Here is a 23,262-nt window from a genome sequence, read left to right as displayed (position 1 = left end):
GGGGCCTATCTGACCCCTTCACGTCAGGAGGCCCGGCGATGTCCGTCCATACCCAAGAGAGCGTCAAACGCATCACCGTGCCCGATATCGCAGGGCGCAAGGGCGGCGAGCCGATCGTTTGCCTGACGGCCTATGACGCGCCGATGGCGGCCCTGCTGGATCCGCACTGCGACGTGCTGCTGGTCGGCGACAGCCTGGGGATGGCGGTTCACGGCCTGCCCAATACCGTCGGCGTGACGCTGGAGATGATGATCCTGCACGGGCAGGCCGTCATGCGCGGCGCCAAGCGGGCCATGGTGGTCGTGGACATGCCGTTCGGCTCTTATGAAGGCGGCAAGGAGGTCGCCTACGCCAACTGCGTGCGGGTGATGAAGGAGACGGGCGCCCAGGCGGTGAAGCTGGAAACCAGCATCGAAATGGCCGAGATCGTCGCCTTCCTGGTCAAGCGCGGCATTCCGGTCATGGGCCATGTCGGCCTGCGACCCCAGGCGATCCTGGCCGAGGGCGGGTTCAAGGCCAAGGGCCGGACCGAGAGCGAGCGCGACCGGGTGCTGGCCGAGGCCAAGGCCGTCGCGGAGGCCGGCGCCTTTTGCATCGTCATCGAGGGCGTCGCCGAATCGCTGGCGCGCGAGATCACCGAGACGATCGACGTTCCCACCATCGGCATCGGTGCCTCGGCCGCCTGCGACGGTCAGGTGCTGGTGGTCAACGACATGCTGGGCATGTTCGACTGGACCCCGAAGTTCGTGCGCAAATACGCCGATCTGCGCATCGAGATCGACCGCGCGGCGGCCGCTTTCGCCAGCGATGTGAAAACCCGCCGTTTTCCTGCCGAAGTCGAGACCTACTTCTCGAAAAAGCCGGCTTCGCAGTAACGGACGACGTTGCGGGCGGGGAGCCGACCTTCTAGGGTCCGCGCCGGTTTGCATTTCGCGATTTTGGGGCGACGTTTCAGTGGTTGATGTCTTCGAGCAGGTCGAGGAGGAGCTTCGCTCCGACAAGTTGAAGCGCCTGGCCAAGACCTGGCTGCCCGTTTTCGGCGTGGTGCTGGTCGTCGCCCTGATCGGCGCCCTGGGCTGGTGGGGCTGGGACAGCCTGAACTCCAACAAGGCCGCAAAGGCCGCCGAGGCCTATGATCGCGGCATGGAGGCCCTGCGCGCCGACAAGCCGATGGACGCCCGCGCCGCCTTCGAGGAAGCGATCAAGGAAGGCAACGGCGCCTACAAGGTCCTGGCCCTGCAGCAGCAGGCCGGCCTAGCCGTAAGCGCCAACAAGTTCCCAGAGGCTGTCCGCCTGTTCGACGAAGCCGCCAAGGCGTCCAGCGATCCGATCCTGTCGGACCCGCCCGCCCTGAAGGCCGCCTTCCTGGTCATGGACACCGCGCCGCTGGCCGAGATCGAAAAGCGCCTGACGCCGCTGGCCGAAGACAAGCGCCCGCTGCACGCCTTCGCCCAGGAAGCCCTGGCCCTGGCGCGCCTGCAACACGGCAAGACCAAGGAAGCGCGTGAGGCCTTCGTGTTGCTGCAACTGGGTCAGGACGTGCCGGACTCGATCCGTCAGCGCGCCCAGATCGCCGTAGAATCCATCGACGCCGGCACCGCCGCCGCCATCAAGCCCATCATCGACGCCGCCGCCAAGGCGACGCCGCCGGCCGCAGGCGCTGCGAACGCGATGACGCCCTCGGCCGCTCAGGCTGCTCCGGCCCAAGCTGCACCTGCCCAGGCGGCTCCCGCCGCCGCGCCGGCCGCCCAATAGTGACGACCCCTTACAGGACGCCCCCGATGAACCGAGTTCTGAAAGTCGCGCTGATCTGCGGCGTCGCCGCAACGATGGCGTCCTGCGGCACCGTGCGCCGCAACCTGCCGTTCGGTCTGGGCGGCGGCAAGGAAGACGCCGGCGCGACCGCCTCGGCCGGGCAACGCATCTCGGTGCTGGAGTTCGAACAGAGCCTGTCGCCGTCGGCCGCCCTGTCGGGCCGCGACTTCTTCCTGCCGGGTCCGCAGGCCGTGACGGCCTGGACGCAGCCGGGCGGCACGTCCGAGAACCTGGTCGAGCACGTCATCGCGGCGCCGAACTTCCAGATCGCCTGGAAGCGGGGCGTCGGCTCGGGATCGGCCCACGTCGGCAACGTCATGGCGCCGATCGTGGCCGCCGACGGCAAGATCTTCGTGCTGGACGGCGAATCGACCGTTTCGGCGGTTTCGGCCGACACCGGCGCGATCCTGTGGAAGGCCAACGTCAAGAACGCCGATCGTGACCGCAACGGCGGCTTCGGCGGCGGCGTCGCCGTCGGCGGCGGCAAGGTCTTCGTCTCGTCCGGCTATCGCTCGATGACGGCGCTGGACGCCAACACCGGCGCGGTGGTCTGGACCCAGCAGGTGGACGCCCCGATCCACGGCGCCCCGACCGTTTCGGGCAATCGAGTCTTCGTCGTGGACGTCGACAGCCAGCTGTTCGCTTTCGACGCCAACACCGGCGCCCAGGACTGGACCTATCGCGGCATCGCCGAGCCGGCGCGCGTCATGCGCGCCTCCAGCCCCGCCGTCAGCGGAACGACCGTCGTCGCCCCGTTCGCCTCGGGCCAGCTGGTCGCGCTGAGCGCCCTGAACGGCCAGGCCGTGTGGGAAGAAACCCTGTCGCGCACCAGCCGCACCAGCGCCCTGTCGGAAGTTCGCGACGTGGCGGGCCGTCCGGTCATCAGCCGCGGCATGGTCTATGGCGTCAGCCATTCGGGCGTGATGTCGGCGCTGGACCTGCGTTCGGGCCAGCCCAAGTGGCAACTGCCGGTGACGGGCGTGAACGCGCCCCTGCCGGTGGGCGACGCCGTCTTCGTGGTGTCCAAGTCGGGTCAGCTGATCACGGCCAACCGCGACACGGGCCAGATCTATTGGACGCGCGAACTGAACGAGGGCCGCGAGCGCCGCGAGGGCGGCTTCCTAACCTTCGGCCGTCGCACCATCCGCCCGCAATGGTCGGGACCGCTGCTGGCCTCCAACCGTCTGGTGATGGTCAACTCGTTCGGCGAGGCCGTCGCCTTCGATCCGAAGACCGGCGTGGCGCAGACGACGCTGAAGCTGGGCGCGCCGGCCTATATTGCGCCGGCCGCCTATAACGGCGCGCTGTATGTGCTGACCGACAACGGCCAACTGATCTGCATCCGCTGATTTTCAGCTCAAACTAAGCTAGAAGGCCGACATGGCTCTGAAGGTCGCCATCGTCGGCCGCCCCAATGTGGGCAAATCGACACTGTTCAACCGCCTCGTCGGCAAGCGCCTGGCGCTCGTCGACGATCGCCCCGGCGTGACCCGCGACCGGCGCTACGCCGACGGCAACATCGGCGACATGGATCTGACGCTGATCGACACGGCGGGGTACGAGGACGTCACCGACGACAGCCTGGAAGCCCGGATGCGCGAGCAGACTGAGGCCGCGCTGGATGACGCCGAACTGGTCATGTTCATGATGGATGCGCGCGAGGGCGTGACGTCGCTGGACCGGATCTTCGCCGAGCGCCTGCGCCGGGTGCACAAGCCGGTCATCCTGTTGGCCAACAAGTCCGAGAGCCGCGAGAGCGGCGGCGGCGTCGGCGAGGCGCACGCCCTGGGCTTCGGCGAACCCGTCGCCATCTCGGCCGAGCACGGCGAGGGGATGGCCGATCTGTACGCCGCCATCGTCGCGGCCTCGCAGGACATCTTCGTCGAGGAGATCGACGAGCCGGACAAGCCGATCCGCATCGCCGTCATCGGCCGGCCCAATGCGGGCAAGTCCACGCTGATCAACCGCCTGATCGGCGACGACCGGCTGCTGACCGGACCGGAAGCGGGCATCACCCGCGACTCCATCTCGGTCGACTGGCAGTTCGAGGGCAAGAACATCCGCCTGGTCGATACGGCCGGCATGCGTCGCAAGGCGCGGGTGCAGGAGAAGCTGGAGAAGCTGTCGGTCGCCGACACCATCCGGGCCATAACCTTCGCCGAAGTCGTCATCCTGATGATGGACAAGGACGACGCCTTCGACACCCAGGACCTGCAGCTGGCCGATCTGGTCGAGCGCGAGGGTCGCGCCCTGGTCTATGTCGCGTCGAAGTGGGACCTGGAGGACGAGCCCCAGTCCCGCATGGCCAAGCTGAAGGGCATGGCCGAGGACAAGCTGCCGCAACTGAAGGGTTCGCCGTTCGTGGCCCTGTCGTCGCACAGCGGACGCGGCGTCGAGCGGCTGATGCCGGCGGTGCTTCAGGCCTATGACACCTGGTCGGTCAAGGTGAAGACCAAGGACCTGAACACCTGGCTGTCCATGGCCACCCAGCGGCACCCGCCCCCCGCCGTGGACGGCAAGCGGATCAAGCCGAAATACATCGCCCAGACCAAGGCCCGCCCGCCGACCTTCGTGCTGATGGCCAATCGCGCCGAGTCGATGCCGGAGCATTACAAGCGCTATCTGGTCAACTCGATCCGCGAGAGCTTCGACCTGCCGGGCACGCCAATCCGCCTTAACGTCAAGTCCAGCGGCGTGAACCCCTATGCCGAGGGCGGCGCCAAGTCGGGACCCGAACGCTACAAGGGCGACGCCAAGACCGCGCCGCGCCGCGTCAAGAAGGCCGAGAAGGAAGAGGCCCTGTCCAAACTGCCCGGCAAGGCGCTGGAGCAGAAGAAGACCCGCAAGGCCCAGCCCAAGATTCTTGGCGGGTTGAAGTCCAGCGCGTCGAAGAAGGCCGGTTCGTCCGTGGCGGTCCAGAAGGGCGCGCGCGGCGGCGCCCGCCAGGTGTCGCGCTCTGGCCGGATCCGCACGGGCCAAAAGGGCGGCGCCAAGAAGTGACGGCATGAGCGAGGCCGAGAGCGCGCTTCCCGCCCGGCCCACCTCGCGTTGGCTGATCCTGGACGGGCAGGGGCGGGTGCTGCTGTTCCACTTCGTGTTTTCCGAAGGACCGCTCGCCGGCACGGCCTTCTGGGCGACGCCCGGCGGCGGGTGCGAGGCCGGCGAAACCTTTGAAGACGCCGCGCGCCGCGAACTGTTTGAAGAGACGGGCCTGGTCGTCGAAGACCCCGGCCCGCAGGTCGCCCAGGTCCGTGTCAGCTTCCGTCTGCCTGACGGCCGAATGGCGGACGTGGATCAGAGATTCTTCCTGCTGCGCACCGACGACTTCGTCCTGTCGCCCAAGGGCTGGACGGACGAGGAGCAGCGGGTTCTGACCGAACACCGCTGGTGGAGCCTCGACGACATCCGCGATTCCAAAGAGACGATCTGGCCGGCGGAACTAGCGGAAATTCTGACTTCGCTCCGCCTGCCGCTGATCGGCGATCGTTAGATCAAGGCGTCGACCGAGGGGCCGGCGATCCAGTCGCGGAACTTGATGGTCAGCGGGGGCGTGGCGGCGGCGTTCGACAGTTCGACGACCAGCGGGCCGATTTCGGAGGGGGGGGGCAGGACGGACGGGTCTTCGCCCGGATAGGCCTGGGCGCGCATGGCGGTGCGCATGCGGCCGGGATCGACGATGCTGACGCGCACGGGCGTGCTCTCGATCTCGTCGGCCCAGGCCTTCACCAAGGCCTCGGCGCCGGCCTTGGTCGCGGCGTACATGCCCCAGAAGGCCTTGGGCGCGCTGGCGACGCTGGTGGTGAAGTGGATGGCGCGGCCGGCGTCGGAGGCGCGCAGCAGTGGCTCCAGCGAGCGGATCAGGCGATAGACGGCGGTGAAGTTGGTCTTTTCGACCTTGGCGAATTCGCGCGGGTCGGCATGCGACACCGGCGTCAGGCCCGACGGGCCCATGGTGGCGGCGCAGTGGACCCAGATGTCCAGCTTCTTGAACCGTTCGAAGATGGCGCCGCCCAGCCGGTCGATGGCCCCGCCGTCCACCAGATCGAACGGGATCAGGGTGGCATGGCGGCCGGTGGCGGCGAAAATGGCGTCGTCCAGCTCTTCCAGACCGCCCTGCGTGCGCGCCGTCGCGATGACGTGGGCGCCGGCCTTGGCCAGGGCCAGCGCGCTTTCATAACCGATGCCGCGCGAGGCGCCGACGACGAGGGCGATACGGTCTTTCAGGGGGAGGGCGTCGGTCATGTTCGGGTGGTAGGAGTGGCGACGCGGCCGGTCAATGTGTTAAGCTGTAAGCAGATGTGTACAGGAGCATTCTGCATGGCTGCCAGCACGACCGTCACTGTCCGCATGAGTGAAACACTCAAAGAGCGGCTGGGGCTGCTTGCCGAGAAAACCCAGCGCACCCAATCCTTTCTCGCCGAACGCGCTATCGCTGGCTACGTCGAACGAGAACTGGAAATGATGACGGCCGTCGAAGAAGGTCTCGAAGATTTCCGAACAGGCAATGTGGTCCCGCACGAAGAGGCCATGCGGCAGATCCGCGAGACCATCGCCAAATATGAGTCCTGATGCGCTCCGTCGTCTGGTCACGGCGTGCGCTGCTGGAACTGACCCACGCCATCGACTATCTGGCCCAGCGAAATCTGCCCGCAGCGCAGAAGATCGAAGCCCGCATCATCGAGACGACAGAAAAGCTGGCGCGACGACCGATCGGTCGGCCGGGCAAACAGCCGGACACCTACGAAAAGCTGGTCGCTGGAGCGCCGTATCTGATCGTCTATGCGCTAGCGGACGATGCCGATGGTGGGCAGGTCCAGATCATACGCCTGTTCCACACGGCACAGAACCGCGACTAACGGTCGTCAGGCGCTGACCAGCAAGGACAGCTGTTTGGCGCCGAACTCGCGGCCGCCTTCCTCGATCTCGCGATCCAAGAGGCGGGTGGGGTAGTCGCCGGTGAAATAGTGGTCGGTGAACTGCGGGGCGGCGGCGTCGCGGCCGCTCTCTCCCATCGCGCGATACAGGCCGTCGATGGACAGGAAGCCCAGCGAATCGACCTCCAGCATGTCGCGCATCTCTTCCAGCGTCTTGTTGGCGGCCAACAGTTGGGCGCGCTCAGGCATGTCGATGCCGTAGAAGTCGGGGAACAGGATCTGCGGGCTGGCCGAACGCAGATGGACCTCGGTCGCGCCAGCGGCGCGCACGGCGCGGACCAGCTTCAGCGAGGTCGTGCCGCGCACGATGGAATCATCGATCAGCACGACGCGCTTGCCGGCCAGGGCCGACTTGTTGGGGCTGTGCTTCATTCGTACGCCCTTTTGACGGGCGCCTTGGCTGGGCTGGATGAAGGTGCGGCCCAGGTAGTGGCTGCGGATGATGCCCATTTCGTAGGGAATGCCGCTTTCCTGGGCGTAGCCGAGAGCGGCGGGTACGCCGGAATCGGGCACTGGCACGACGATGTCGGCCTCGACGCCCAGTTCGCGGGCGAGGCCGCGCCCCATCTCCTTGCGGACCTCATAGACGGAGCGACCGTTCACGACCGAATCCGGGCGCGAGAAATAGACGTATTCGAACAGGCACGGACGCGCCGCGCGGGCGGGGAAGGGCTTGAGCGAGCGCAGGCCGCTGTCGTCGATGACGACGATCTCGCCGTGTTCGACATCGCGCACAAAGGTCGCGCCCATCATGTCCAGGGCGCAGGTCTCGGAGGCCAGAACCCAACCGTCGCCCAACTGGCCCAGGACCAGCGGGCGGATGCCCAGCGGGTCGCGGGCGCCGATCATCTTGGTGCGCGTCTGAGCCACCAGGGCGTAGCCGCCCTCGATCCGGGCCAGGGCGTCGGTGAAGCGATCGACGATCTTGGCTTTGCGGCTGCGCGCAATCAGGTGGAGGATGACTTCGGAATCCGAAGTCGACTGGAAGATGGCGCCCTCGCTGACCAGCTGGGCGTGCAGGAATTTGAAGTTGGTCAGGTTGCCGTTGTGGGCGATGGCGATGCCGCCCTGGTCCAGATCGGCGAACATCGGCTGGATGTTGCGCAGGAAGCTGCCGCCGGCGGTGGAGTAGCGGGTGTGGCCCACGGCCGCGCGGCCGGGCATCCGCGTCATGAGGTCGGCGCCGCCGAAGGCCTCGCCCACCAGGCCCTGGTGGCGTTCGGTGTAGAAGCGCTCGTCCTTGACGCTGGCGATGCCGCAGGCTTCCTGGCCGCGATGCTGAAGGGCGTGAAGGCCCAGCGCGACGACGGAAGAGCCTTCGTCCTCGTCCGCGCCCCAGACGCCGCAGACGCCGCATTCCAGACGGAGCTGGTCATCCTCCGGCTCGCGCCAGTGCTCGCGGTGAACGACGGGATCGGCGATATGGTGGCGCATCGTGGGGCTCCGATGACCGGGGGGAACTTAACGGGCGGCTTCGCGCGGCGAGTTAGGCTCTGATTGCGTCGGGGGCAAGGCTTCGTCGTCCGAAAACCCCCGGCGTACGGACGAATCCACGACGGGCGTGATGGCGTCGGCGCCGCGTCCGATGCTGGGCAGGACGATCTGGATCATCCGCGCGCCCATGGCGCTGACCGGATAGAGGGCCGCCTTTCCGAGCCAGAGCGGCGTGCGCTCGCCCGGCAAGGCCGCGACGATGACCAGATGCACCGCGCCGATCAGGACCAGCGCGCGGACGCCGCCGATGAACAGGCCGAAGATGCGGTCGATGACGCCGAGATGTGGATGGTCCTTGGCGCTCTTGGACATCATCGAGCCGACCAGGCGCAGGCCGAAATAGACGACGAAGAAGGTCAGGACGGCGGCGAGGATCGACCCGGCCCATTCGGGATCGACGAAGGCGCGCGTGACGCCGGCGGTCCAGGGCAGGGTGATCAGGGCGACCAGCGCCGCCAGGGTCGCGCTGAGCAGGGTGATGACTTCGCGCACCCCGCCGCGCACCCAGCCGGCGGCGACGGAAAACAGGATCACCACGATGGCGAAGACGTCGTATCCGGTCACGCGTGCGGGATCCTGCGGTTGCTACCAGGGTCTAATAGCGGTTCTGCGAGATTCGTTCGACCACATCCGTCAGGCGCGTCACGGATGTCACCTTCACCCCCTTGGTCTTGGCGGTCAAAGTCGGGCCGAGCACCTGATCGAAGCCCAGTTTTTGCGCTTCGCGCAGACGGGCCTCGGCGCGGCCGACGCTGCGGACCTCGCCCGACAGGCCGATTTCGCCAAAGACGACGCAGCCCTGGGGCAGGGACACGCCGGTCGCCGAACTGATCAGGGCCGCCGCCGCCGCGAGGTCGGCCGCTGGTTCGTTGATGCGCAGGCCCCCGGCGACATTCAGATAGACGTCCTGATCGCCGAAGCCGAAGCCGCAGCGGGCCTCCAGCACGGCCAGCACCATGGCCAAACGTCCCGTCTCCCAGCCGATCACGGCGCGACGCGGGGTGCCATAGGCGGACTTGGACACGAGGGCCTGCATCTCGACCAGCACGGGGCGCGAGCCCTCGATCCCGGCGAAGACGGCGGCGCCCGGCGCGCGCTCCTTGCCCTCGCCCAGGAATAGGGCGGAGGGGTTGGCCACCTCGCGCAGGCCGGCGTCGCCCATTTCGAATACGCCGATCTCGTCTGTGGCGCCGAAGCGGTTCTTGCCGGCGCGCAGGATGCGGAACGGATAGCCGCGCTCGCCCTCGAAGGTCATGACCGCATCGACCAGGTGTTCGACGACGCGGGGGCCGGCGACCTGGCCGTCCTTGGTGACGTGGCCGACTAGGACGATGGCGGGGCCGTCGCTCTTGGCCAGACGCACCAGTTCGCCCGCGCAGGCCCGGACCTGGGTGATCGAACCGGGGCCGCTGTCATGCACGTCGGACCAAAGGGTCTGAACCGAATCGATGATGACGATGTCGAACTTCTCGCGCTTCAGCGTGCCCAGGATGTCGCGCAACGCCGTCGCCGCCGCCAGATTGACCGGCGCGTCGGCCAGGCCCATCCGTTTGGCGCGGGCGCGGATCTGCTCGACGGCTTCTTCGCCCGAGATGTAGGCCACGCGCGATCCGCGCAGCGCCGCCTTGGCTGCGACCTCCAGCAACAAGGTGGACTTGCCGACGCCCGGATCGCCGCTGAGCAGGATGGCCGAACCAGGCACCACGCCGCCCCCGCAGACCCGGTCGAACTCGGCCACGCCCGTCGTGATGCGCGGCGGCTCGGGCGTGTCGGACTGAAGCGTTTCGAACTGGATGCCGCGCGTGCGGGCCGAAGCCGCCGCCGACGGCTTGATCGCGCCCGGCGGGGCAGAGCGGCTTTCTTCGCTCAAGGTGTTCCACTGGCCGCAAGAGCCGCATTGGCCCGACCACTTGCTGTGGACCGAGCCGCAGGACTGACAGACATAGAGGGCGGAATCGCGAGCCATGGGCTTCCTTAGCAGATCGAACGGTCGCGCCGGACATGGCGTCGGCTCACGACAGTTTCGGTCGCAGGCGCAACCTTTGCCATACTGAGGGATTGAGAATGTGTCGCACACCCTTGCTTCTTGAAGCGACGCAACGTCAACATCCGCCCATCATCTCTCGCTGAGGCCTGTCATGACCGATCCGACGACCCACTCCCAACCCGCTGTCGATCCGGCCCTGGTCGCGCGGGTCAAGGGCATATTGCTGCAACCCAAGACCGAATGGCTGAAGATCGACGGCGAGTTCGCCACGACCAAAAGCTTGTTCACCCGCTATGCGATGATCCTGGCGGCGATCGGTCCGGTCTGTTCGCTGCTCGGCGGTCAGTTGATGCCGATCATGGGTATGAAGCTGTCGATCGTCGGCGCGATCGTCGTGGCGCTCGTCAGCTACGGCATGTCCTTGTTGGGTGTCTTCCTGCTGGGCCTGATCATCAATGCGCTGGCGCCGAACTTCGGCGGGACGGCCAACAAGGTCCAGGCCATGAAGCTGGCCGTCTATTCCTGGACCGCCGCCTGGCTGGCGGGCGTCTTCGGCCTGATCCCGATGCTGGGCATCCTGGCCATCCTGGGCCTGTACAGCTTCTATCTGCTGTTCGTCGGCCTGCCAATTTTGATGAAAGTGCCGGAAGACAAGAAGGTCGGCTATTTCATCGTGACGGTGATCGCCGGCGTCGTGATGTATTTCATCATCTCGGCGATCGTGGGAGCCATTTCGATGAGCTTCGTCGCTGCGTCGGTCGGCATGGCCGGCCTGGCGGGAATGGGCGCCGGCTACTGAGAATAGACGCGCGGCACGCGGGGGGTGATCGAGGTCAGCAACTCATAGCTGATGGTCCCCGCCGCGGCTGCGGCGTCGTCCAACAGGCGGTTCGGGCCGAACAGTTCGACTGGATCGCCGACCGCGACGTCCAGGCCGGTGACGTCCACCGCGCAGACATCCATCGAGACCCGACCCAGCAGCGGCCGGGTCTCGTTGGCGATCCAGACCGCGCCCTTGGGCGAATAGGCGCGCAGCAACCCATCCGCATAGCCGGCCGCCACGGTGGCGACCTTGATCGGGCGTTCGGCGATATAGCCGCGTGAATAGCCGACGCTCTCGCCGGCGGGCACGTCGCGAACCTGAAGCACCTCGGCCGTCAGGGTCGCCACGGGTGCGATGCGGGGATCGGGACGCCCCTCCGGTCCGCCGCCGTAAAGACAGATGCCGGGTCGCACCGTGTCGAAGGCGAAGTCCGGGCCCAAGAAACAGCCGCTGGAGTTGGCGAACGACCGGATCACGCCCGGATAGCGATCCAGCACGCCCGCAAAGGTGTCGCGCTGGCGCCGGTTCATCGGGTTGGCCGGCTCGTCGGCGCAGGCGAGGTGGGTCAGGACCAAGGCCAGGCCTTCGAACGCCTCGGGCGCGTCCTCGGGTCGAATACCCAACCGGTTCATGCCGGTGTCGATCTGCAGCCCGCAGGTCCCGCCGCCCGCCGACCTCCAGGCCCGGATCTGCGCCGGATGGTTCAGCACGGGCCGCAGGTCCGACGCCTTTAGCATCGCCGCATCGTCGCCGTGACAGCCGTCGAGCACATAGATCACCGGACCGTCGGCGCCCAAGGCCGCGCGCAGTCGCACGCCCTCCGCCGCTCGCGCCACGAAGAAGGTCCGCGCCCCCTCGGCCATCAGCCGCGCCGCCACGGCCTGCGCGCCCAGCCCATAGCCGTCCGCCTTGACCACCGGATGCACCGGCTGGCCGCTGACGGCCTCCAGCGTGTGATAGTTGCGCGCCAGGGCGTTCAGATCGACGGAGAGGACGGCGGGGGCGGTCATGCCGCCCTTATGATCCAAGTTCGGCGCGATGGAAGAGGGAGCCGGGCGCAAAATGGTCGTCTATCCGTCCAGCGAGGCGTTGACGGCGGCGCGGACGGCGCGGAACGGCAGGGCAGGGCAGGGCCGACGTCGCCGTTGCACAACACCGCGACCGTCACCTTTCGGTCAATCCAGGTTTCCAGAAAGGCGGAAAAGCCGTTGACGTAGCCATAGTGCAGGATCGACCGGCCCCGCGCATTGGCCGTGGGAAGCAGCAGGCCCAGTCCATATTGGACATCGCCATAGCTGGCGTCAGCGGGCGAGAACCGATTGGCGCCGCTGAGACGCCCGTCGCGCAGCCGACCGGGCTTAAGCATCTCCTCGACCCAGCGGCGCTCAAAAATCCGCCCGGACAGCAAGGCCTCGTGCCAGCGCACCAGATCCGGCGCGGTCGCCCGCATGGCGCCGGCCGCGCCGGTGTCGGAAATCTCGATGTGGGCGGCGTTGGTGAAGGCGCCGGCCGTGTCGCCCGGCGTATAGCCGTTGACCCTGCCGGGCACGACGTCGCGGTCGGCGTCCACGGCGGCGGACGTCAGGGACACCGAGTCAAGGACGAGGGTGCGCATGGCCTGGGCCAGAGGGGCACCGACGACCTGTTCGATCACAGCCCCCAGAACGATGTAGTTGGCGTTGCTGTACAGCCAGGCCGAGCCCGGATCGAAGTCGAACAGACGATTCTGTCTGACGATGTTTTCGGCCAAGGCGATTTGTGAGCGGGGTTCAGCGTCATCGGCGGCGCAGACCGGCTGGGCGTCGTCGCTGAGGCCGGCGGTGTGGTTCATCAACTCCCGTAGTGTAAAGCGCGGCGCGGCAGCGAAGATGGGCAAATAGGCGGAGACAGGTTCGTCCAAGCCGACCCTATCCTCGGACGCCAGTTTGACGACGCAAGCGGCCGCGAACTGTTTGGTCAACGAACCGATGCGGAAGACGGAACCCGGCGTCATCACCGCGTTCAGCTCCAGATTGGCGCGGCCGTAGACCTTCACCATCGGCGGCGCGCCGTCGCGCGAGATCGCCACACAGACGCCGGGGCAGGCGCCGGCGGTCAAGGCCGCGCCGACCGCCGCATCGACAGCTGTCTGGAATGGAGGAAGGTCGGCGGCGGCGGTGGCGGGAACTGTCGCGGCGGCCGTCAGGGCGACCCCGCCGCCGAGCATCGATCGTCTGGAAACGTCTGATCGCACGCCCGCGCCCTCCCGCCTGTCGGTCCCCATCTTTAAACCCGACGAGCCGAAGCGTCGATCACCGACTCATGGCGTCAAACGCGCGCTCACGGGCGTTCAACCTCAAGGGCGCGTTAATTATCATTCAGATTGTTTCGCCGAGCGATGAGCATATCGTCGGCTGGCTCCAGCCAATCCGGTGAGGGTTTTGGAGACGAAGCCATGCGGAAGTTTTTGTCTGCGGCCGCGCGTCTTGCTGCGGGTTCGGTGATCGCCGCAGCCGCCCTGATCGGTTGATCGACTGCCGGGGCCGAGACAAGTCAGCCGACAAGCTACTATCAGACAGCTCAGCAATGCATTCGCGACGGCATCGCCTATTGCACGGCCACCTATCCGTCAGGAGCGGAACGCCAACAGTGCATCGCCGACATGCGCGCGGCCTGTAACGGTTCCTGACAAGGAAATGTCTGTCGCTCTGCATCGACGGGGCGGCGGATAGGCGCTACTCGTAGCTGACTTCCTCATAGCCGTGCGCCAGGTTGCCGAAGCGGACGGTGTCGGCGTCGAAGGCCAGTTTGACGATGCCGATGGGGCCGTGGCGCTGCTTGCCGATGACGACCTCGGCCTGGCCTTGCAGGCGGTCCATGTCCTGCTGCCATTGCAGGTGTTCCTCGGTCCCCTCGCGCGGCTCGGCGCGGCCCAGGTAGTAGCTCTCGCGATAGACGAACATCACGCAGTCGGCGTCCTGCTCGATCGAGCCGGATTCCCGAAGGTCCGATAGTTGAGGGCGTTTGTCGTCGCGCTGTTCCACCTGACGCGACAGCTGCGACAGGGCGATGATCGGCACCGACAGTTCCTTGGCCAGGGCCTTCAGTCCGCCGGTGATTTCGGACACTTCCTGCACGCGGTTCTTCTGGCCGCCGCTATTGCCGGTCGTGACCAGCTGCAGATAGTCGACGATGATCAGGTCCAGCCCATGTTCCATGCGCTTCAGGCGGCGCGCGCGGGCCGCCAGCTTGGAGATGGACAGGCCGCCGGTGGCGTCGATGTAGAGGGGGCTTTCGCCGATCTCGACCGCCGCGTCGCGCAGCTTGCCGAAGTCCGTAGCGTCGATCTCGCCCTTGCGCAGCTTGTCCGACGAGACGCCAGACGCATCGGCGAGGATACGCATCGCCAGCTGTTCGGCGCTCATTTCCAGCGAATAGAAGGCGACGACGCCGCCGTTGACCGTCTTGCGGCCCTCCGGCGTCGGCTCCCACTGATAGGCGCGCGCCACGTTGAAGGCCATGTTGGTCGCCAGCGCCGTCTTGCCCATCGACGGACGGCCGGCGAGGATCAGCAGGTCGGACGGGTGCAGGCCCCCAAGTTTGCGGTCCAGATCGTTCAAACCGGTGGCGAGACCGGCCAACTTGCCTTCGCGCTGATACGCTTCGGCCGCCATCTGAACGGCGCCGGACAAGGCATTGGAGAAGCTGACGAAACCGGAAGAAGGCTTGCCCGTCTCGGCCAGCGAATACAGGGTCTGTTCGGCCTGTTCGATCTGCTCGTCGGCGGGCGTCTCGGGATTGGGCGCCTCCTTGATCATGTCGCCGCCGATGCGGATCAGATCGCGGCGCAGCGCCAGGTCATAGACGACGCGGGCGTAGTCTGGCGCATTGGCGGCGGGCGGCGCGCGGTCCACCAGATCGGCGAGGTAGCGCAGGCCGCCGAACTCCTGGAAAGCCGGATCCTGCTTGAACCGCTCCATCAGAATGGTGGGCTCGGCCAGCAGGCCCTGGCGGATATGGTCCTCGATCGCGTCGAACAGCCGCTGGTGGAACGGTTCGTAGAAGTGCGAGCCACGCAGCCGGTCGTTCAACCGCTCGAACACGGCGTTGTCGAACATCAGCGAGCCCAGCAGCGCCTGTTCGGCCTCCAGATTGTGCGGCATCGAAGTGACGCCGCCGGAGTCCAGCGGAGACGATGAGAAGGGTATGGGGGCGAAGGCGTTCATCGATTAACGCTTTAGCCCTCTCACGCCCTTGCGTCAGACGCGGACGCCGCCTGGACCGTGGACAGATCGCGCCGCCTTGGGGACGAACCGGAATTCCTCAATGGGCTCGCATCAGGAGGCCGACACAAGACTGGTCAGCGCAAAGCTCCAGAAGACCCACTTCAGCCCGACGGCTTGAACGCTGGCGCGAAAAAGGGATCGGGGCCGATCCAGTAGATACGCCATCGTCACGATCATCCAGATCCAGGCGGATGTCGCCAGTCCCAGCCAGCCGTTGTCCCAATGGATGCCGACGATATAGGCGCCGCCGCCGAGCGCCAGGCCGGGCCAGACTGATTTGAAGAACCGCCTAGAAAGTTCGGCCGGAAGCAGCGTGAAGACGCCCGCCTCAACAGCCATCAGGGCTAACCCAATCGCCGCCAGGACGAGCGGGGAAAGGCGATCCAGTGCGTCAGGAACGACGCCGTCGCCCGGAGCCAATAGGCTAAGCCCGACAACCCCGCAGATCAACAGCAGGCTGCCGCCTGCGAATATCGCAAATGAGCGGCCGATGCCCGATGGGGTCAGATCATCGGCGATCAGGCGCACGGATAGTCGTGCGCCATCCATTCGCGGACGGCCTGGGTCACGCTGATGTTGCGACGGCTTTGCGGGACGGCGTTGAGATGGCCCAGGATGGCGTTGGGCGAAAAGCCGACCTTGTCCGGCATGCAGGTCGCGGGCTGACGGCCGGCCGCCTTGGCCTGGGTCTGTTCGGCGCGCACGGTGCGAACGGCGGTTCGGAACTCGGCCATCAGGCGACGGGTGTCCGAGCGCAGCAGGGCAGTGGGATTCTGAGGAATGGCGTTGGCGGTTGTCAGGAACTCCTGAACCGTCATGGCGTTGGCCGCGCCGGCGAAAAGCGACAGCGCCAGGACGCCGGCTGCGATTGATCTGGTCTTCATCTGGTCCCCTCCAAAGCCCCCTCTGGCAGCGCGCAGATTGAACGGCGATATGTGTCGCAACTGGGGCGAAGCGGAACGGTCAAGCTGAAGGTTTCGTAATGCAAACAAGGAAAAGGGCGCTCCGAGGAGCGCCCTTGCCCGGCTGGCGTTCAGCCCGACCTCACCATTTCAGGCTGAGACGCGCATAGCCGTAGCGGCCGTTGAAACCGAAGGGCGAATAGTAGGGGAAGCCCAGAACGCCGTTGGAGTTCAGCGACGCCGGCACGAAGTCCGGATATTCATCGAACACATTGTCCACGCCGATCGCCACCCCGACGCGTTCGGTCAACTGGAACCGGCCTTCCAGATCCACGACCGTCTTGGCCCCGGTGCTGTAGTCGTTCGCCGCCGTGGATCCGGGTTGCAGCACGTCGCCATAGTAGGTGGCGCGAACCGTGGCGCCCCACTTGTCCCGGCTCCAGTCCGCCGACGCCGTGACCTTGGTGTCGGGCGTGCCGTCTTCTATGGTCAGGATGCGTTGGCGGGCGAACAGGGTCGGGACCGGGTTCAGCACCGAGGAGGAGGTCGGCACGCGGTTGACCGACACATCGTTGAAGTTGGCCGCGACGGTGAAGTCGAAATCGCCGAGCGTATCGGTGGGCAGGCGATAACGTCCGACGATGTCCACGCCTTCGGTCGAGGTCGAGACGCCGTTCAGGAAGAAGCGCGCGGCCTGGACGCCTTGCGGATCCAGCAGGCCGGCGACCTGGCCCGAGAACGTCCGGTTGATCAGTTCGGACAGAACGATCTGATCGTCGATGTCGATCTTGTAGGCGTCCACTGTCAGATCGAAACGGCCCAGTCGCACTACAGCGCCGACCGAATAGTTGGTGGAGGTCTCGGCCTTCAGCGGCCGCGCGCCAAGGGCCGCTGCGACGGTGCTGGTGGCCGGGAAGGTGCCGGTCTCGACCACGGCGCCGTTCTGGATCACCGAGGCGGTGGAGGTGAAGAAGGATTGCTGCAAAGACGGCGCGCGGAAGGCGGTCGAGACCGAACCGCGCAGGGCGAAGCTGGGGGTGAAGTCATAGCGAGCCGACAGCTTGCCCGTCTGGGTGTCTCCGAAGTCGGAATAGTCCTCGAACCGCACGGCGCCCTCGACACGCAGCTTGTCGGTCAGGGGGATTTCAACGTCGGCGTATGCGGCGAAGTTGTCGCGATCGACATCGACGGCGTTCGAGGGCTGGAAGCCGACGAATCCCTGGGCGCCGCCAGTCAGGGCGGTGTTGGCGCCCAGGGGGCCGCGGTTGTAGCTCTCGGGCTGACCGGCCTCGATCTTGTAGTTTTCCCAGCGCTGCTCCAGGCCCCAGGCGAAGTTCAGCGGGCCGCCGGACAGACCGACCTCGAACTCACGGCTGAAGTCGGCGCCCAGCACCAGTTGGTCATAGATCAGGCTGCCGGAATCGAAGCTGGTCGGCGAAGTCGCGCCGTAGGTGGAGTTCAGCGAATCCTCGGTGCGGAAGTCCAGGGCGTTGCGGCCATAGGTCAGGCTGATGTCCGTATTCCAGCCCGCCAATTCGCCGCGCAGGCCGCCGGCCAGCGAGGCGTCCTCCGAATTGATGGCGACCTTCGGCAGGAAGCCGTTCGGATAGATCGAGGCGACATTGTTGACGTTGTCGGACAGGCGAGGGAAGGCGGCGCCTTCGCTGTCGCGGTCCTGATAACCGGCCCAGCCATAGGCCTCCCAACCATTGCCCAAACCCTTGCCGGCGTTGGCGAAAACGGTCCATTGCTCCACGTCCGGGTCGCCGAAGCGGGCGGTGATCGCGCCGTTCGCCGCCGCGCGGGGGTCATAGTCCGAACGGTTGGTCGACTCGCGGTTCAGATACTCCGCCGACAGGGTCAGAAAGCCGTCGTCGCCCAGAGAGAAGCCCTGCCAGGCCGAGGCCGTGACGGTGCCGCCATCGGTCTCGTCACGTTCGCCGCGCGCGGTCTTCACCGTGGTGAAATACTGGCCGTAGGTCACGCTGGCGCCGCCGCCGCTGGAGGCCTCCTTCAGGCGCAGGTTGACCACGCCGGCAATGGCGTCCGAACCGTACTGGGCCGAGGCGCCATCGCGCAGCACCTCCACCCGGTCCAGAGCGCCGGTCGGAATGGTGTTCAGATCAACGGCGGCCGACCCGCGCCCCACCACGCCGTTGACGTTGACCAGGGCCGAGGCATGGCGACGCGTGCCGTTGACCAGCACCAGCGTCTGATCCGGCGACAGGCCACGCAGGGTGATCGGGCGGATTGAGTCCGAGCCATCGTTGGCCGACGGCCGCTGGAAGGTCAGCGACGGCACGGCCTGGGCCAGGGCGGTGGCGAACTCGGTCGTGCCGCGCGTCTGCAACGCCTCGGACGTCACGACATCGACGGGCGCCAGGGTGTCGAGGCGCGACCGGTTCTGGACCCGCGTGCCGGTCACGACGATGTCGTCCACCTGCGCCGCCTCACCGGCGACGGGTTCGGCGCTTTGAGCAAAGGCCGGGGCGGCGCTCACCAGGGCGAAGGTTGAGACGGTGGCGAGCAGGGCCGGTGCGGCGGCCCGTTGAGAAAGAGAGCGCATTGAGAGATTTCCTAAAGTCTTATTTTGGCGCGAGCGCGCATCGCCGCCGCTGACCGCGACGGGTTTTGAAGTCGATCTGAAGTTCAGATGTCTTGCGGTCTCAGCCGCAACATCGCGCGATGGCGGGCGGCGTCGCCGTAATATGCGTGGTGATCTTCATGGCCTCTCCAACCGCAAGGTCGGGGAGGTCCCGGCGGTCATGGCCATATCAGGGCGAAGGTGCGGCGGGTCAATCGACGCAGGCGGCCATGTTTCTTGGCAGTAGTCAGTAGGAAATCTATCGCCAAGCAAAAATGGGGCGCTCCAAGGAGCGCCCCGTTCGGCTGTGATATCGCTTGGCTTAGAAGTTGTAGCTCAGACGGCCGTAGAAGAAGCGGCCGTTGAAGCCGTAGGGTGAGTAGCTTGGATAGCCCACCGAACCGGTCGCGCCGTTGATGTTGGTCGGCGTGGCGGTTGGATATTCGTCGGTCAGGTTGTTCACGCCGACAGCGAGCGAGACGCCGAATGGCAGGGTGTAGCGGCCCTCCAGATCCACCAGCAGCGCGTCGCCCGTTTCGTAGTCCAGGGTGGCGTTGTTGTTGGCGACCAGAACGCTGTCGTAGCTGGTGCCTTTCAAGGTCGCCCCGAAGTCGCCCAGCGACCAGTCCACGCTGGCGACGATCTTCTGTTCCGGCGTGCCCTGCTCAAACGAGAGTTTGGAAGAGCGGTCGAACAGGAAGGCGTCGGACGGGGCAATGGCCAGGTTGCTGGGAACGGCAGGCGTCTTGGTCACTTCGGTAGAGTTGAAGTTGCCCGCCAGTGTGAAATCGAACCGCCCGAAATCCTGTTGTGTCCGATAGCGCGCCACGACATCAACACCGCTGGTCGAGGTGTCGACACCGTTCAGGAAAAACCGCGCGCCGGTGACGCCGAACGGAGCGAGCAGCGCCTGAATGGCAGCCGTGGATTGCGCCGTCTGGCTGGGCCGCGACACGCCGAGCGTCTCGGAATAGATGATCCGGTCAGCGACATCGATGCGGTAGGTGTCCACCGTCAGTTCAAAGCCTTCATGTCGGAAGACCGCGCCGAGCGAGTAGTTGGTCGAGGTCTCGGGCTCCAGCGGCTTTGAGCCCAGGGCGATCGCGATGGGATCATCGACCCGGTACGAGCCGTTCTGCTGGAGCACCACGCCGCCCGCTGTGGCGACAAGGTTGGTGGCGATGTAGCTGAAGTACTGTTGCTGAAGGGCTGGTGATTTGAAGCCCGTCGAAATGGCGCCACGCAGGGCGAAGGCCTCGGTGAAGTCGTAGCGGCCCGAAATCTTGCCCGTGAACTGATCGCCGAAATCGGAATAGTCCTCATAGCGCCCGGCCAGGCCGACGCTGAACTGCTCGGAGAACTTGCCCTCCAGATCGATGTAGGCGCTGATGTTGTTGCGATCGACATCGACCGCATTGGATGGCGCAAAGCCGGGGAAGCCCTGCGATCCGGCGCCGCCGGCCGTGACGGGGCCCTTGTTGTAGGATGTCGGTTCGCCTGCGGTGACGTTGAAGTCCTCGCGTCGGTATTCGACGCCGATGGCGACGTTGAGCGGTTCATACAGGTTCGCTTCGATCTGTTTGACCGCATCCACGCCGATGGTCAGTTGACCGTAGCTGAGGCCGCCGGCGTCGAACTGGGTCTGAGACGCGGCGCCGTAGGAGGCGTTCAGTGAGTTCAGGACGCGATAGTCCAGCTCATTACGCCCATAGCCGACCGAGATGTCCCAGTCGAAGCCGGCTGCGGGGCCCTTCAGGCCGCCGTATATATTGTAGTCGTCGATGTCGGCGGCGATGATCGGCAGGAAGCCATTGGGATAGATGGCGGTGACGTTGTTGGAGTTGTTGAAGGCGCGGGCGGTCGCCGCAGCCTCGGACTTGCGCTTTTGATAGCCGCCAAAAGCGTAGGCTTCCCATTCGCCGTCGAGCGGTTTGCCGGCGTTGAAATAGCCGGTGTAGGCTTCGGTATAGGGGTCGCCGAAGCGACCGATGACGGTGGTCGCGCTGCCTCCGTTGACGGCGGTGGTCGCGGCGTAGTCGGAGCGATTGGTGGGCTGGCGTTTCTGGACTTCGCCCGAAAGGGTCAAAAAGCCGTCGCCGAGCAGGGGCAGGCCGATCCAGCCGGCGAGCGAGGTCTGTTCGCCGTCGCGGCGGCTGTGCTCGCCGCGCGCGGTCGTGAAGTCGGTATCGTAGATGCCGTAGTTGGCGGTGATGCCGCCGCCGCTCGACGCCTGGCGCAGACGCAGATTGATGACGCCGGCGATGGCGTCGGCGCCGTACTGCGCCGAAGCGCCGTCACGCAGGACTTCGACCGAGCCGAGGCTGATCGACGGAATCGTATTCAGGTCGAAGGCGGTGGAGCCACGGCCAAGCGCGCCGTTGACGTTGACCAGGGCGCCGACATGGCCGCGCTGACCGTTGATCAGGACCAGGGTCTGGTCAGGAGCCAGACCGCGCAGGGTTGCCGGACGAACGTGATCCGAGCCGTCGGAAATGGCGGGACGAGGGAAGTTGATGGACGGGGCGGTGGCGGCGAGGGCGGCGGCCAGCTCTGTGCCGGTGCCCTGTTTCGCCAGAGTTTCGCCGGTGATGACATCGACGGGCGCGACGCTGTCGAGCCGGCTGCGCCCGACGGTGCGCGTGCCGGTGACGACGATCTCATCGACATCGGTGGCTTCGCTTGGCGGAGGGGTGGTCTGGGCGAACGCCGATGAGGCGATGAAGAGCGCGCTGGTGGAGGCAAAGGCCAACAGGGCCTGACGACCGTATCCGAGTTTCATTGATAGTCCCCGACGATGCACGACAGCCCTCTATGTCGGCGCTCGGCAGGCCGCCATGCCGTCGCCCGCGGCTGGCGTCTCGAAAGGCGCAATAATCTTGCGCATGCAATCGAAACGCGAGCCGCAATTGCAGGCTGTGACCGCAATGTGACGGCGTCAAGCAAGCTTAATGTCTAGATGCCCGTTTCGAAGATCAATGATCTGGCTTTGTTGTAATCTTGTCATAGGTCAGGGTGACGATCGGCCGTGCGGTTGGCGATCGCCTCCCGCGCAGCAAAAAGGGCGCGTCCCTTGCGAGACGCGCCCTTGATGTCGTTTGGGATCCGGTCGGATCAGGCTTCGTCGCCGAAGCCTTCTTGTTGACCGGCACCGCCTTCGATCAGTTCCTGGGCCGATTGCTCGGCGGCCTGGCGCTCATCGTCGAACTGGCTGCGGATCACGTCCTCGCCCTTGGCTTGGCGCTCGGCCTCGTCCATCGAGCGGGCGATGTTGATCTTGACCGTGGCGCGGACCTCGGCGTGCAGGCGAACCGGCACTTCGTGGACGCCCAGGCTCTTGATCGCCGTGTTCAGGACGACCTGCGAGCGCTCGACCTTGCCGCCTTCGGCCTGGATGGCCTCGGCGACGTCGCGACCGGCGACCGAACCGTACAGGTGACCGGTTTCACCGGCCTGACGGATCATGACGTAGGTCTGGCCGTCGATCTTATCGGCGACCTTCTGAGCGTCGGCCTTGTTCTTCTCGTTGCGCTGCTCGATGGCGGCGCGGTCGAGTTCGAACGCCTTCAGGTTGGCGGCGGTGGCCCGGCGGGCCTTGTCGCGCGGCAGAAGGAAGTTGCGAGCGAAGCCGTCCTTGACAGTGACGACGTCGCCGATGGCGCCGAGGTTATCGACGCGTTCCAGCAGAACGACCTTCATCTCACTTCACCACGTAAGGCAGGAGGGCCAGATAGCGAGCGCGCTTGATGGCCTTGGCCAGTTCACGCTGCTTCTTCTGGGAGACGGCGGTGATGCGCGAAGGCACGATCTTGCCGCGTTCGGAGACGTAACGCTGCAGCAGCTTGACGTCCTTGTAGTCGATCTTCGGCGCATTGGCGCCCGAGAACGGGCAGACCTTGCGGCGACGATAGAAGGGGCGGCGGCCGGCGGCGCCGGAGCCCGCCGGTGCGCCCGGGGTCGGGGCGGTGGTATCGGTCATGTTCCGGGTTCCTTATTCGGCGTCGGCGGCGGCGTCGTCGCGCGGGGTGCGCTCGCGCTCACGCTCGCGTTCACGCTCGCGGCGGGCCAGCAGCGGCGACAGTTCCAGGTCGAGTTCCTCGACGCGGACGGTCAGCCAGCGCAGCACGTCTTCGTTGATCGACAGCTGACGCTCGACTTCGGCCATGGCGGCCGGAGGGGCGTCGACGGCCAGCAGCGAATAGTGAGCCTTGCGGTTCTTCTTCACGCGGTAGGTCAGGTTGCGCAGACCCCAGTATTCGATCTTGGCGACCGAGCCGCCACCGGCGACGATCAGATCCTTGATGGTGTCATTCAGCGCTTCGGCCTGTTGCGCCGAGATATCTTGGCGCGTCATGACCGTGTGCTCGTAAAGAGCCATGCGGTAGTCTCCCTTGTGGGCGTCGGCGCGGAAACGACCGGGTAAGTCGGTCTCCACGATGGCTCCTGGCGCGGCGGCCGGAC

General features: G+C 66.2%; 22 protein-coding genes. 8 read left to right on the top strand and 14 right to left on the bottom strand.

Features of this window, described 5'->3' with window-relative positions; translation table 11 throughout:
• Positions 1 to 38: 38 nt before the first annotated feature.
• From panB to KAK88_RS11860, 5 genes are all read left to right on the top strand, one after another.
• Positions 39 to 875 (top strand): 3-methyl-2-oxobutanoate hydroxymethyltransferase, encoded by an 837-nt coding sequence (gene panB, locus KAK88_RS11880; RefSeq protein ID WP_242076782.1) that lies wholly within the window; start codon positions 39 to 41, stop codon positions 873 to 875.
• A gap of 79 nt (positions 876 to 954) precedes the next feature.
• Positions 955 to 1,755 carry a tetratricopeptide repeat protein gene (locus KAK88_RS11875; RefSeq protein WP_242076781.1) on the top strand — a complete coding sequence of 267 codons (801 nt, stop codon included), beginning with the start codon at positions 955 to 957 and terminating at the stop codon, positions 1,753 to 1,755.
• Positions 1,756 to 1,781: 26 nt separating this feature from the next.
• Entirely contained in the window at positions 1,782 to 3,164 is a 1,383-nt protein-coding gene (locus tag KAK88_RS11870) for a PQQ-binding-like beta-propeller repeat protein (RefSeq protein ID WP_088582173.1), read from the top strand.
• A gap of 31 nt (positions 3,165 to 3,195) precedes the next feature.
• Positions 3,196 to 4,815, top strand: a complete 1,620-nt coding sequence (gene der, locus KAK88_RS11865; RefSeq protein ID WP_045810560.1) for a ribosome biogenesis GTPase Der — start codon at positions 3,196 to 3,198, stop codon at positions 4,813 to 4,815.
• A 4-nt stretch (positions 4,816 to 4,819) separates the two neighbouring features.
• A complete protein-coding gene (locus tag KAK88_RS11860; RefSeq protein WP_242076780.1) occupies positions 4,820 to 5,305 on the top strand; it encodes an NUDIX hydrolase in 486 nt (161 codons plus the stop codon).
• Here KAK88_RS11860 and KAK88_RS11855 read toward each other — a convergent pair.
• The gene (locus tag KAK88_RS11855) at positions 5,302 to 6,057 is read right to left on the bottom strand and encodes an SDR family NAD(P)-dependent oxidoreductase (protein ID WP_242076779.1); all 756 of its coding nucleotides are present in this window, start codon (positions 6,055 to 6,057) and stop codon (positions 5,302 to 5,304) included. The two genes, KAK88_RS11860 and KAK88_RS11855, sit on opposite strands and share 4 nt — an antisense overlap.
• A 75-nt stretch (positions 6,058 to 6,132) precedes the next feature.
• On the opposite strand from KAK88_RS11855, the gene KAK88_RS11850 reads away from it, so the two are divergent.
• Positions 6,133 to 6,384, top strand: a complete 252-nt coding sequence (locus tag KAK88_RS11850; protein ID WP_017506570.1) for a CopG family ribbon-helix-helix protein — start codon at positions 6,133 to 6,135, stop codon at positions 6,382 to 6,384.
• Positions 6,384 to 6,671 carry a type II toxin-antitoxin system RelE/ParE family toxin gene (locus KAK88_RS11845; RefSeq protein ID WP_242076778.1) on the top strand — a complete coding sequence of 96 codons (288 nt, stop codon included), beginning with the start codon at positions 6,384 to 6,386 and terminating at the stop codon, positions 6,669 to 6,671. The genes KAK88_RS11850 and KAK88_RS11845 overlap by 1 nt, the downstream gene beginning before the upstream one ends.
• Positions 6,672 to 6,677: 6 nt before the next feature.
• Here KAK88_RS11845 and purF read toward each other — a convergent pair whose 3' ends face one another.
• Genes purF through radA form a run of 3 tightly spaced genes read right to left on the bottom strand, consistent with a single transcriptional unit; the run spans position 6,678 to position 10,209 of the window.
• A complete protein-coding gene (gene purF / locus KAK88_RS11840; RefSeq protein WP_242076777.1) occupies positions 6,678 to 8,183 on the bottom strand; it encodes an amidophosphoribosyltransferase in 1,506 nt (501 codons plus the stop codon).
• A gap of 27 nt (positions 8,184 to 8,210) precedes the next feature.
• Entirely contained in the window at positions 8,211 to 8,807 is a 597-nt protein-coding gene (locus KAK88_RS11835; protein WP_242076776.1) for a CvpA family protein, read from the bottom strand.
• A 31-nt stretch (positions 8,808 to 8,838) separates the two neighbouring features.
• Entirely contained in the window at positions 8,839 to 10,209 is a 1,371-nt protein-coding gene (gene radA / locus KAK88_RS11830) for a DNA repair protein RadA (RefSeq protein WP_242076775.1), read from the bottom strand.
• Between the two features lie 172 nt (positions 10,210 to 10,381).
• Here radA and KAK88_RS11825 point away from each other — a divergent pair, with 172 nt between their 5' ends.
• A complete protein-coding gene (locus tag KAK88_RS11825) occupies positions 10,382 to 11,029 on the top strand; it encodes a Yip1 family protein (RefSeq protein ID WP_242076774.1) in 648 nt (215 codons plus the stop codon).
• Here KAK88_RS11825 and alr read toward each other — a convergent pair.
• The 10 genes from alr to rpsF all read right to left on the bottom strand — a co-directional run bounded on the left by alr (position 11,023) and on the right by rpsF (position 23,179).
• The gene (gene alr, locus KAK88_RS11820) at positions 11,023 to 12,063 is read right to left on the bottom strand and encodes an alanine racemase (protein WP_242076773.1); all 1,041 of its coding nucleotides are present in this window, start codon (positions 12,061 to 12,063) and stop codon (positions 11,023 to 11,025) included. The genes KAK88_RS11825 and alr overlap by 7 nt on opposite strands.
• Positions 12,060 to 13,286 carry a serine hydrolase domain-containing protein gene (locus KAK88_RS11815; protein WP_242076772.1) on the bottom strand — a complete coding sequence of 409 codons (1,227 nt, stop codon included), beginning with the start codon at positions 13,284 to 13,286 and terminating at the stop codon, positions 12,060 to 12,062. Before KAK88_RS11815 ends, alr begins: the two co-directional genes overlap by 4 nt.
• A gap of 481 nt (positions 13,287 to 13,767) precedes the next feature.
• Positions 13,768 to 15,258, bottom strand: a complete 1,491-nt coding sequence (locus KAK88_RS11810) for a replicative DNA helicase (RefSeq protein ID WP_242076771.1) — start codon at positions 15,256 to 15,258, stop codon at positions 13,768 to 13,770.
• Between the two features lie 111 nt (positions 15,259 to 15,369).
• Positions 15,370 to 15,846 carry a hypothetical protein gene (locus KAK88_RS11805; RefSeq protein WP_242076770.1) on the bottom strand — a complete coding sequence of 159 codons (477 nt, stop codon included), beginning with the start codon at positions 15,844 to 15,846 and terminating at the stop codon, positions 15,370 to 15,372.
• Complete coding sequence (locus KAK88_RS11800) at positions 15,837 to 16,202, bottom strand: hypothetical protein (protein ID WP_242076769.1); 366 nt, start codon at positions 16,200 to 16,202, stop codon at positions 15,837 to 15,839. The genes KAK88_RS11805 and KAK88_RS11800 overlap by 10 nt, the downstream gene beginning before the upstream one ends.
• Positions 16,203 to 16,362: 160 nt before the next feature.
• Positions 16,363 to 18,786, bottom strand: a complete 2,424-nt coding sequence (locus KAK88_RS11795) for a TonB-dependent receptor plug domain-containing protein (RefSeq protein ID WP_242076768.1) — start codon at positions 18,784 to 18,786, stop codon at positions 16,363 to 16,365.
• Positions 18,787 to 19,126: 340 nt separating this feature from the next.
• Positions 19,127 to 21,583 (bottom strand): TonB-dependent receptor plug domain-containing protein, encoded by a 2,457-nt coding sequence (locus KAK88_RS11790; RefSeq protein ID WP_242076767.1) that lies wholly within the window; start codon positions 21,581 to 21,583, stop codon positions 19,127 to 19,129.
• Positions 21,584 to 21,915: 332 nt separating this feature from the next.
• Positions 21,916 to 22,500, bottom strand: coding sequence for a 50S ribosomal protein L9 (gene rplI, locus KAK88_RS11785; protein WP_017506581.1), 585 nt, complete (start codon positions 22,498 to 22,500; stop codon positions 21,916 to 21,918).
• Between the two features lies 1 nt (position 22,501).
• Entirely contained in the window at positions 22,502 to 22,780 is a 279-nt protein-coding gene (rpsR, locus tag KAK88_RS11780) for a 30S ribosomal protein S18 (protein ID WP_008259463.1), read from the bottom strand.
• Between the two features lie 12 nt (positions 22,781 to 22,792).
• Positions 22,793 to 23,179 (bottom strand): 30S ribosomal protein S6, encoded by a 387-nt coding sequence (gene rpsF, locus KAK88_RS11775; RefSeq protein ID WP_026108635.1) that lies wholly within the window; start codon positions 23,177 to 23,179, stop codon positions 22,793 to 22,795.
• Positions 23,180 to 23,262: the final 83 nt, after the last annotated feature.

This window comes from Brevundimonas diminuta (assembly GCF_022654015.1).
Classification (GTDB): domain Bacteria; phylum Pseudomonadota; class Alphaproteobacteria; order Caulobacterales; family Caulobacteraceae; genus Brevundimonas; species Brevundimonas diminuta_C.
Note: the sequence above shows the minus strand (reverse complement) of the source record. Positions and strands in the feature narration are given on the sequence as shown.

Bases quoted from the DNA above. Each gene is read 5' to 3' on its own strand.
- panB (WP_242076782.1), top strand. From the start codon at position 39: ATGTCCGTCCATACCCAAGAGAGCGTCAAACGCATCACCGTGCCCGAT.
- KAK88_RS11870 (WP_088582173.1), top strand. From the start codon at position 1,782: ATGAACCGAGTTCTGAAAGTCGCGCTGATCTGCGGCGTCGCCGCAACG.
- der (WP_045810560.1), top strand. From the start codon at position 3,196: ATGGCTCTGAAGGTCGCCATCGTCGGCCGCCCCAATGTGGGCAAATCG.
- KAK88_RS11860 (WP_242076780.1), top strand. From the start codon at position 4,820: ATGAGCGAGGCCGAGAGCGCGCTTCCCGCCCGGCCCACCTCGCGTTGG.
- KAK88_RS11855 (WP_242076779.1), bottom strand. From the start codon at position 6,057: ATGACCGACGCCCTCCCCCTGAAAGACCGTATCGCCCTCGTCGTCGGC.
- KAK88_RS11850 (WP_017506570.1), top strand. From the start codon at position 6,133: ATGGCTGCCAGCACGACCGTCACTGTCCGCATGAGTGAAACACTCAAA.
- KAK88_RS11845 (WP_242076778.1), top strand. From the start codon at position 6,384: ATGCGCTCCGTCGTCTGGTCACGGCGTGCGCTGCTGGAACTGACCCAC.
- purF (WP_242076777.1), bottom strand. From the start codon at position 8,183: ATGCGCCACCATATCGCCGATCCCGTCGTTCACCGCGAGCACTGGCGC.
- radA (WP_242076775.1), bottom strand. From the start codon at position 10,209: ATGGCTCGCGATTCCGCCCTCTATGTCTGTCAGTCCTGCGGCTCGGTC.
- KAK88_RS11825 (WP_242076774.1), top strand. From the start codon at position 10,382: ATGACCGATCCGACGACCCACTCCCAACCCGCTGTCGATCCGGCCCTG.
- alr (WP_242076773.1), bottom strand. From the start codon at position 12,063: ATGACCGCCCCCGCCGTCCTCTCCGTCGATCTGAACGCCCTGGCGCGC.
- KAK88_RS11810 (WP_242076771.1), bottom strand. From the start codon at position 15,258: ATGAACGCCTTCGCCCCCATACCCTTCTCATCGTCTCCGCTGGACTCC.
- KAK88_RS11800 (WP_242076769.1), bottom strand. From the start codon at position 16,202: ATGAAGACCAGATCAATCGCAGCCGGCGTCCTGGCGCTGTCGCTTTTC.
- KAK88_RS11795 (WP_242076768.1), bottom strand. From the start codon at position 18,786: ATGCGCTCTCTTTCTCAACGGGCCGCCGCACCGGCCCTGCTCGCCACC.
- KAK88_RS11790 (WP_242076767.1), bottom strand. From the start codon at position 21,583: ATGAAACTCGGATACGGTCGTCAGGCCCTGTTGGCCTTTGCCTCCACC.
- rplI (WP_017506581.1), bottom strand. From the start codon at position 22,500: ATGAAGGTCGTTCTGCTGGAACGCGTCGATAACCTCGGCGCCATCGGC.
- rpsR (WP_008259463.1), bottom strand. From the start codon at position 22,780: ATGACCGATACCACCGCCCCGACCCCGGGCGCACCGGCGGGCTCCGGC.
- rpsF (WP_026108635.1), bottom strand. From the start codon at position 23,179: ATGGCTCTTTACGAGCACACGGTCATGACGCGCCAAGATATCTCGGCG.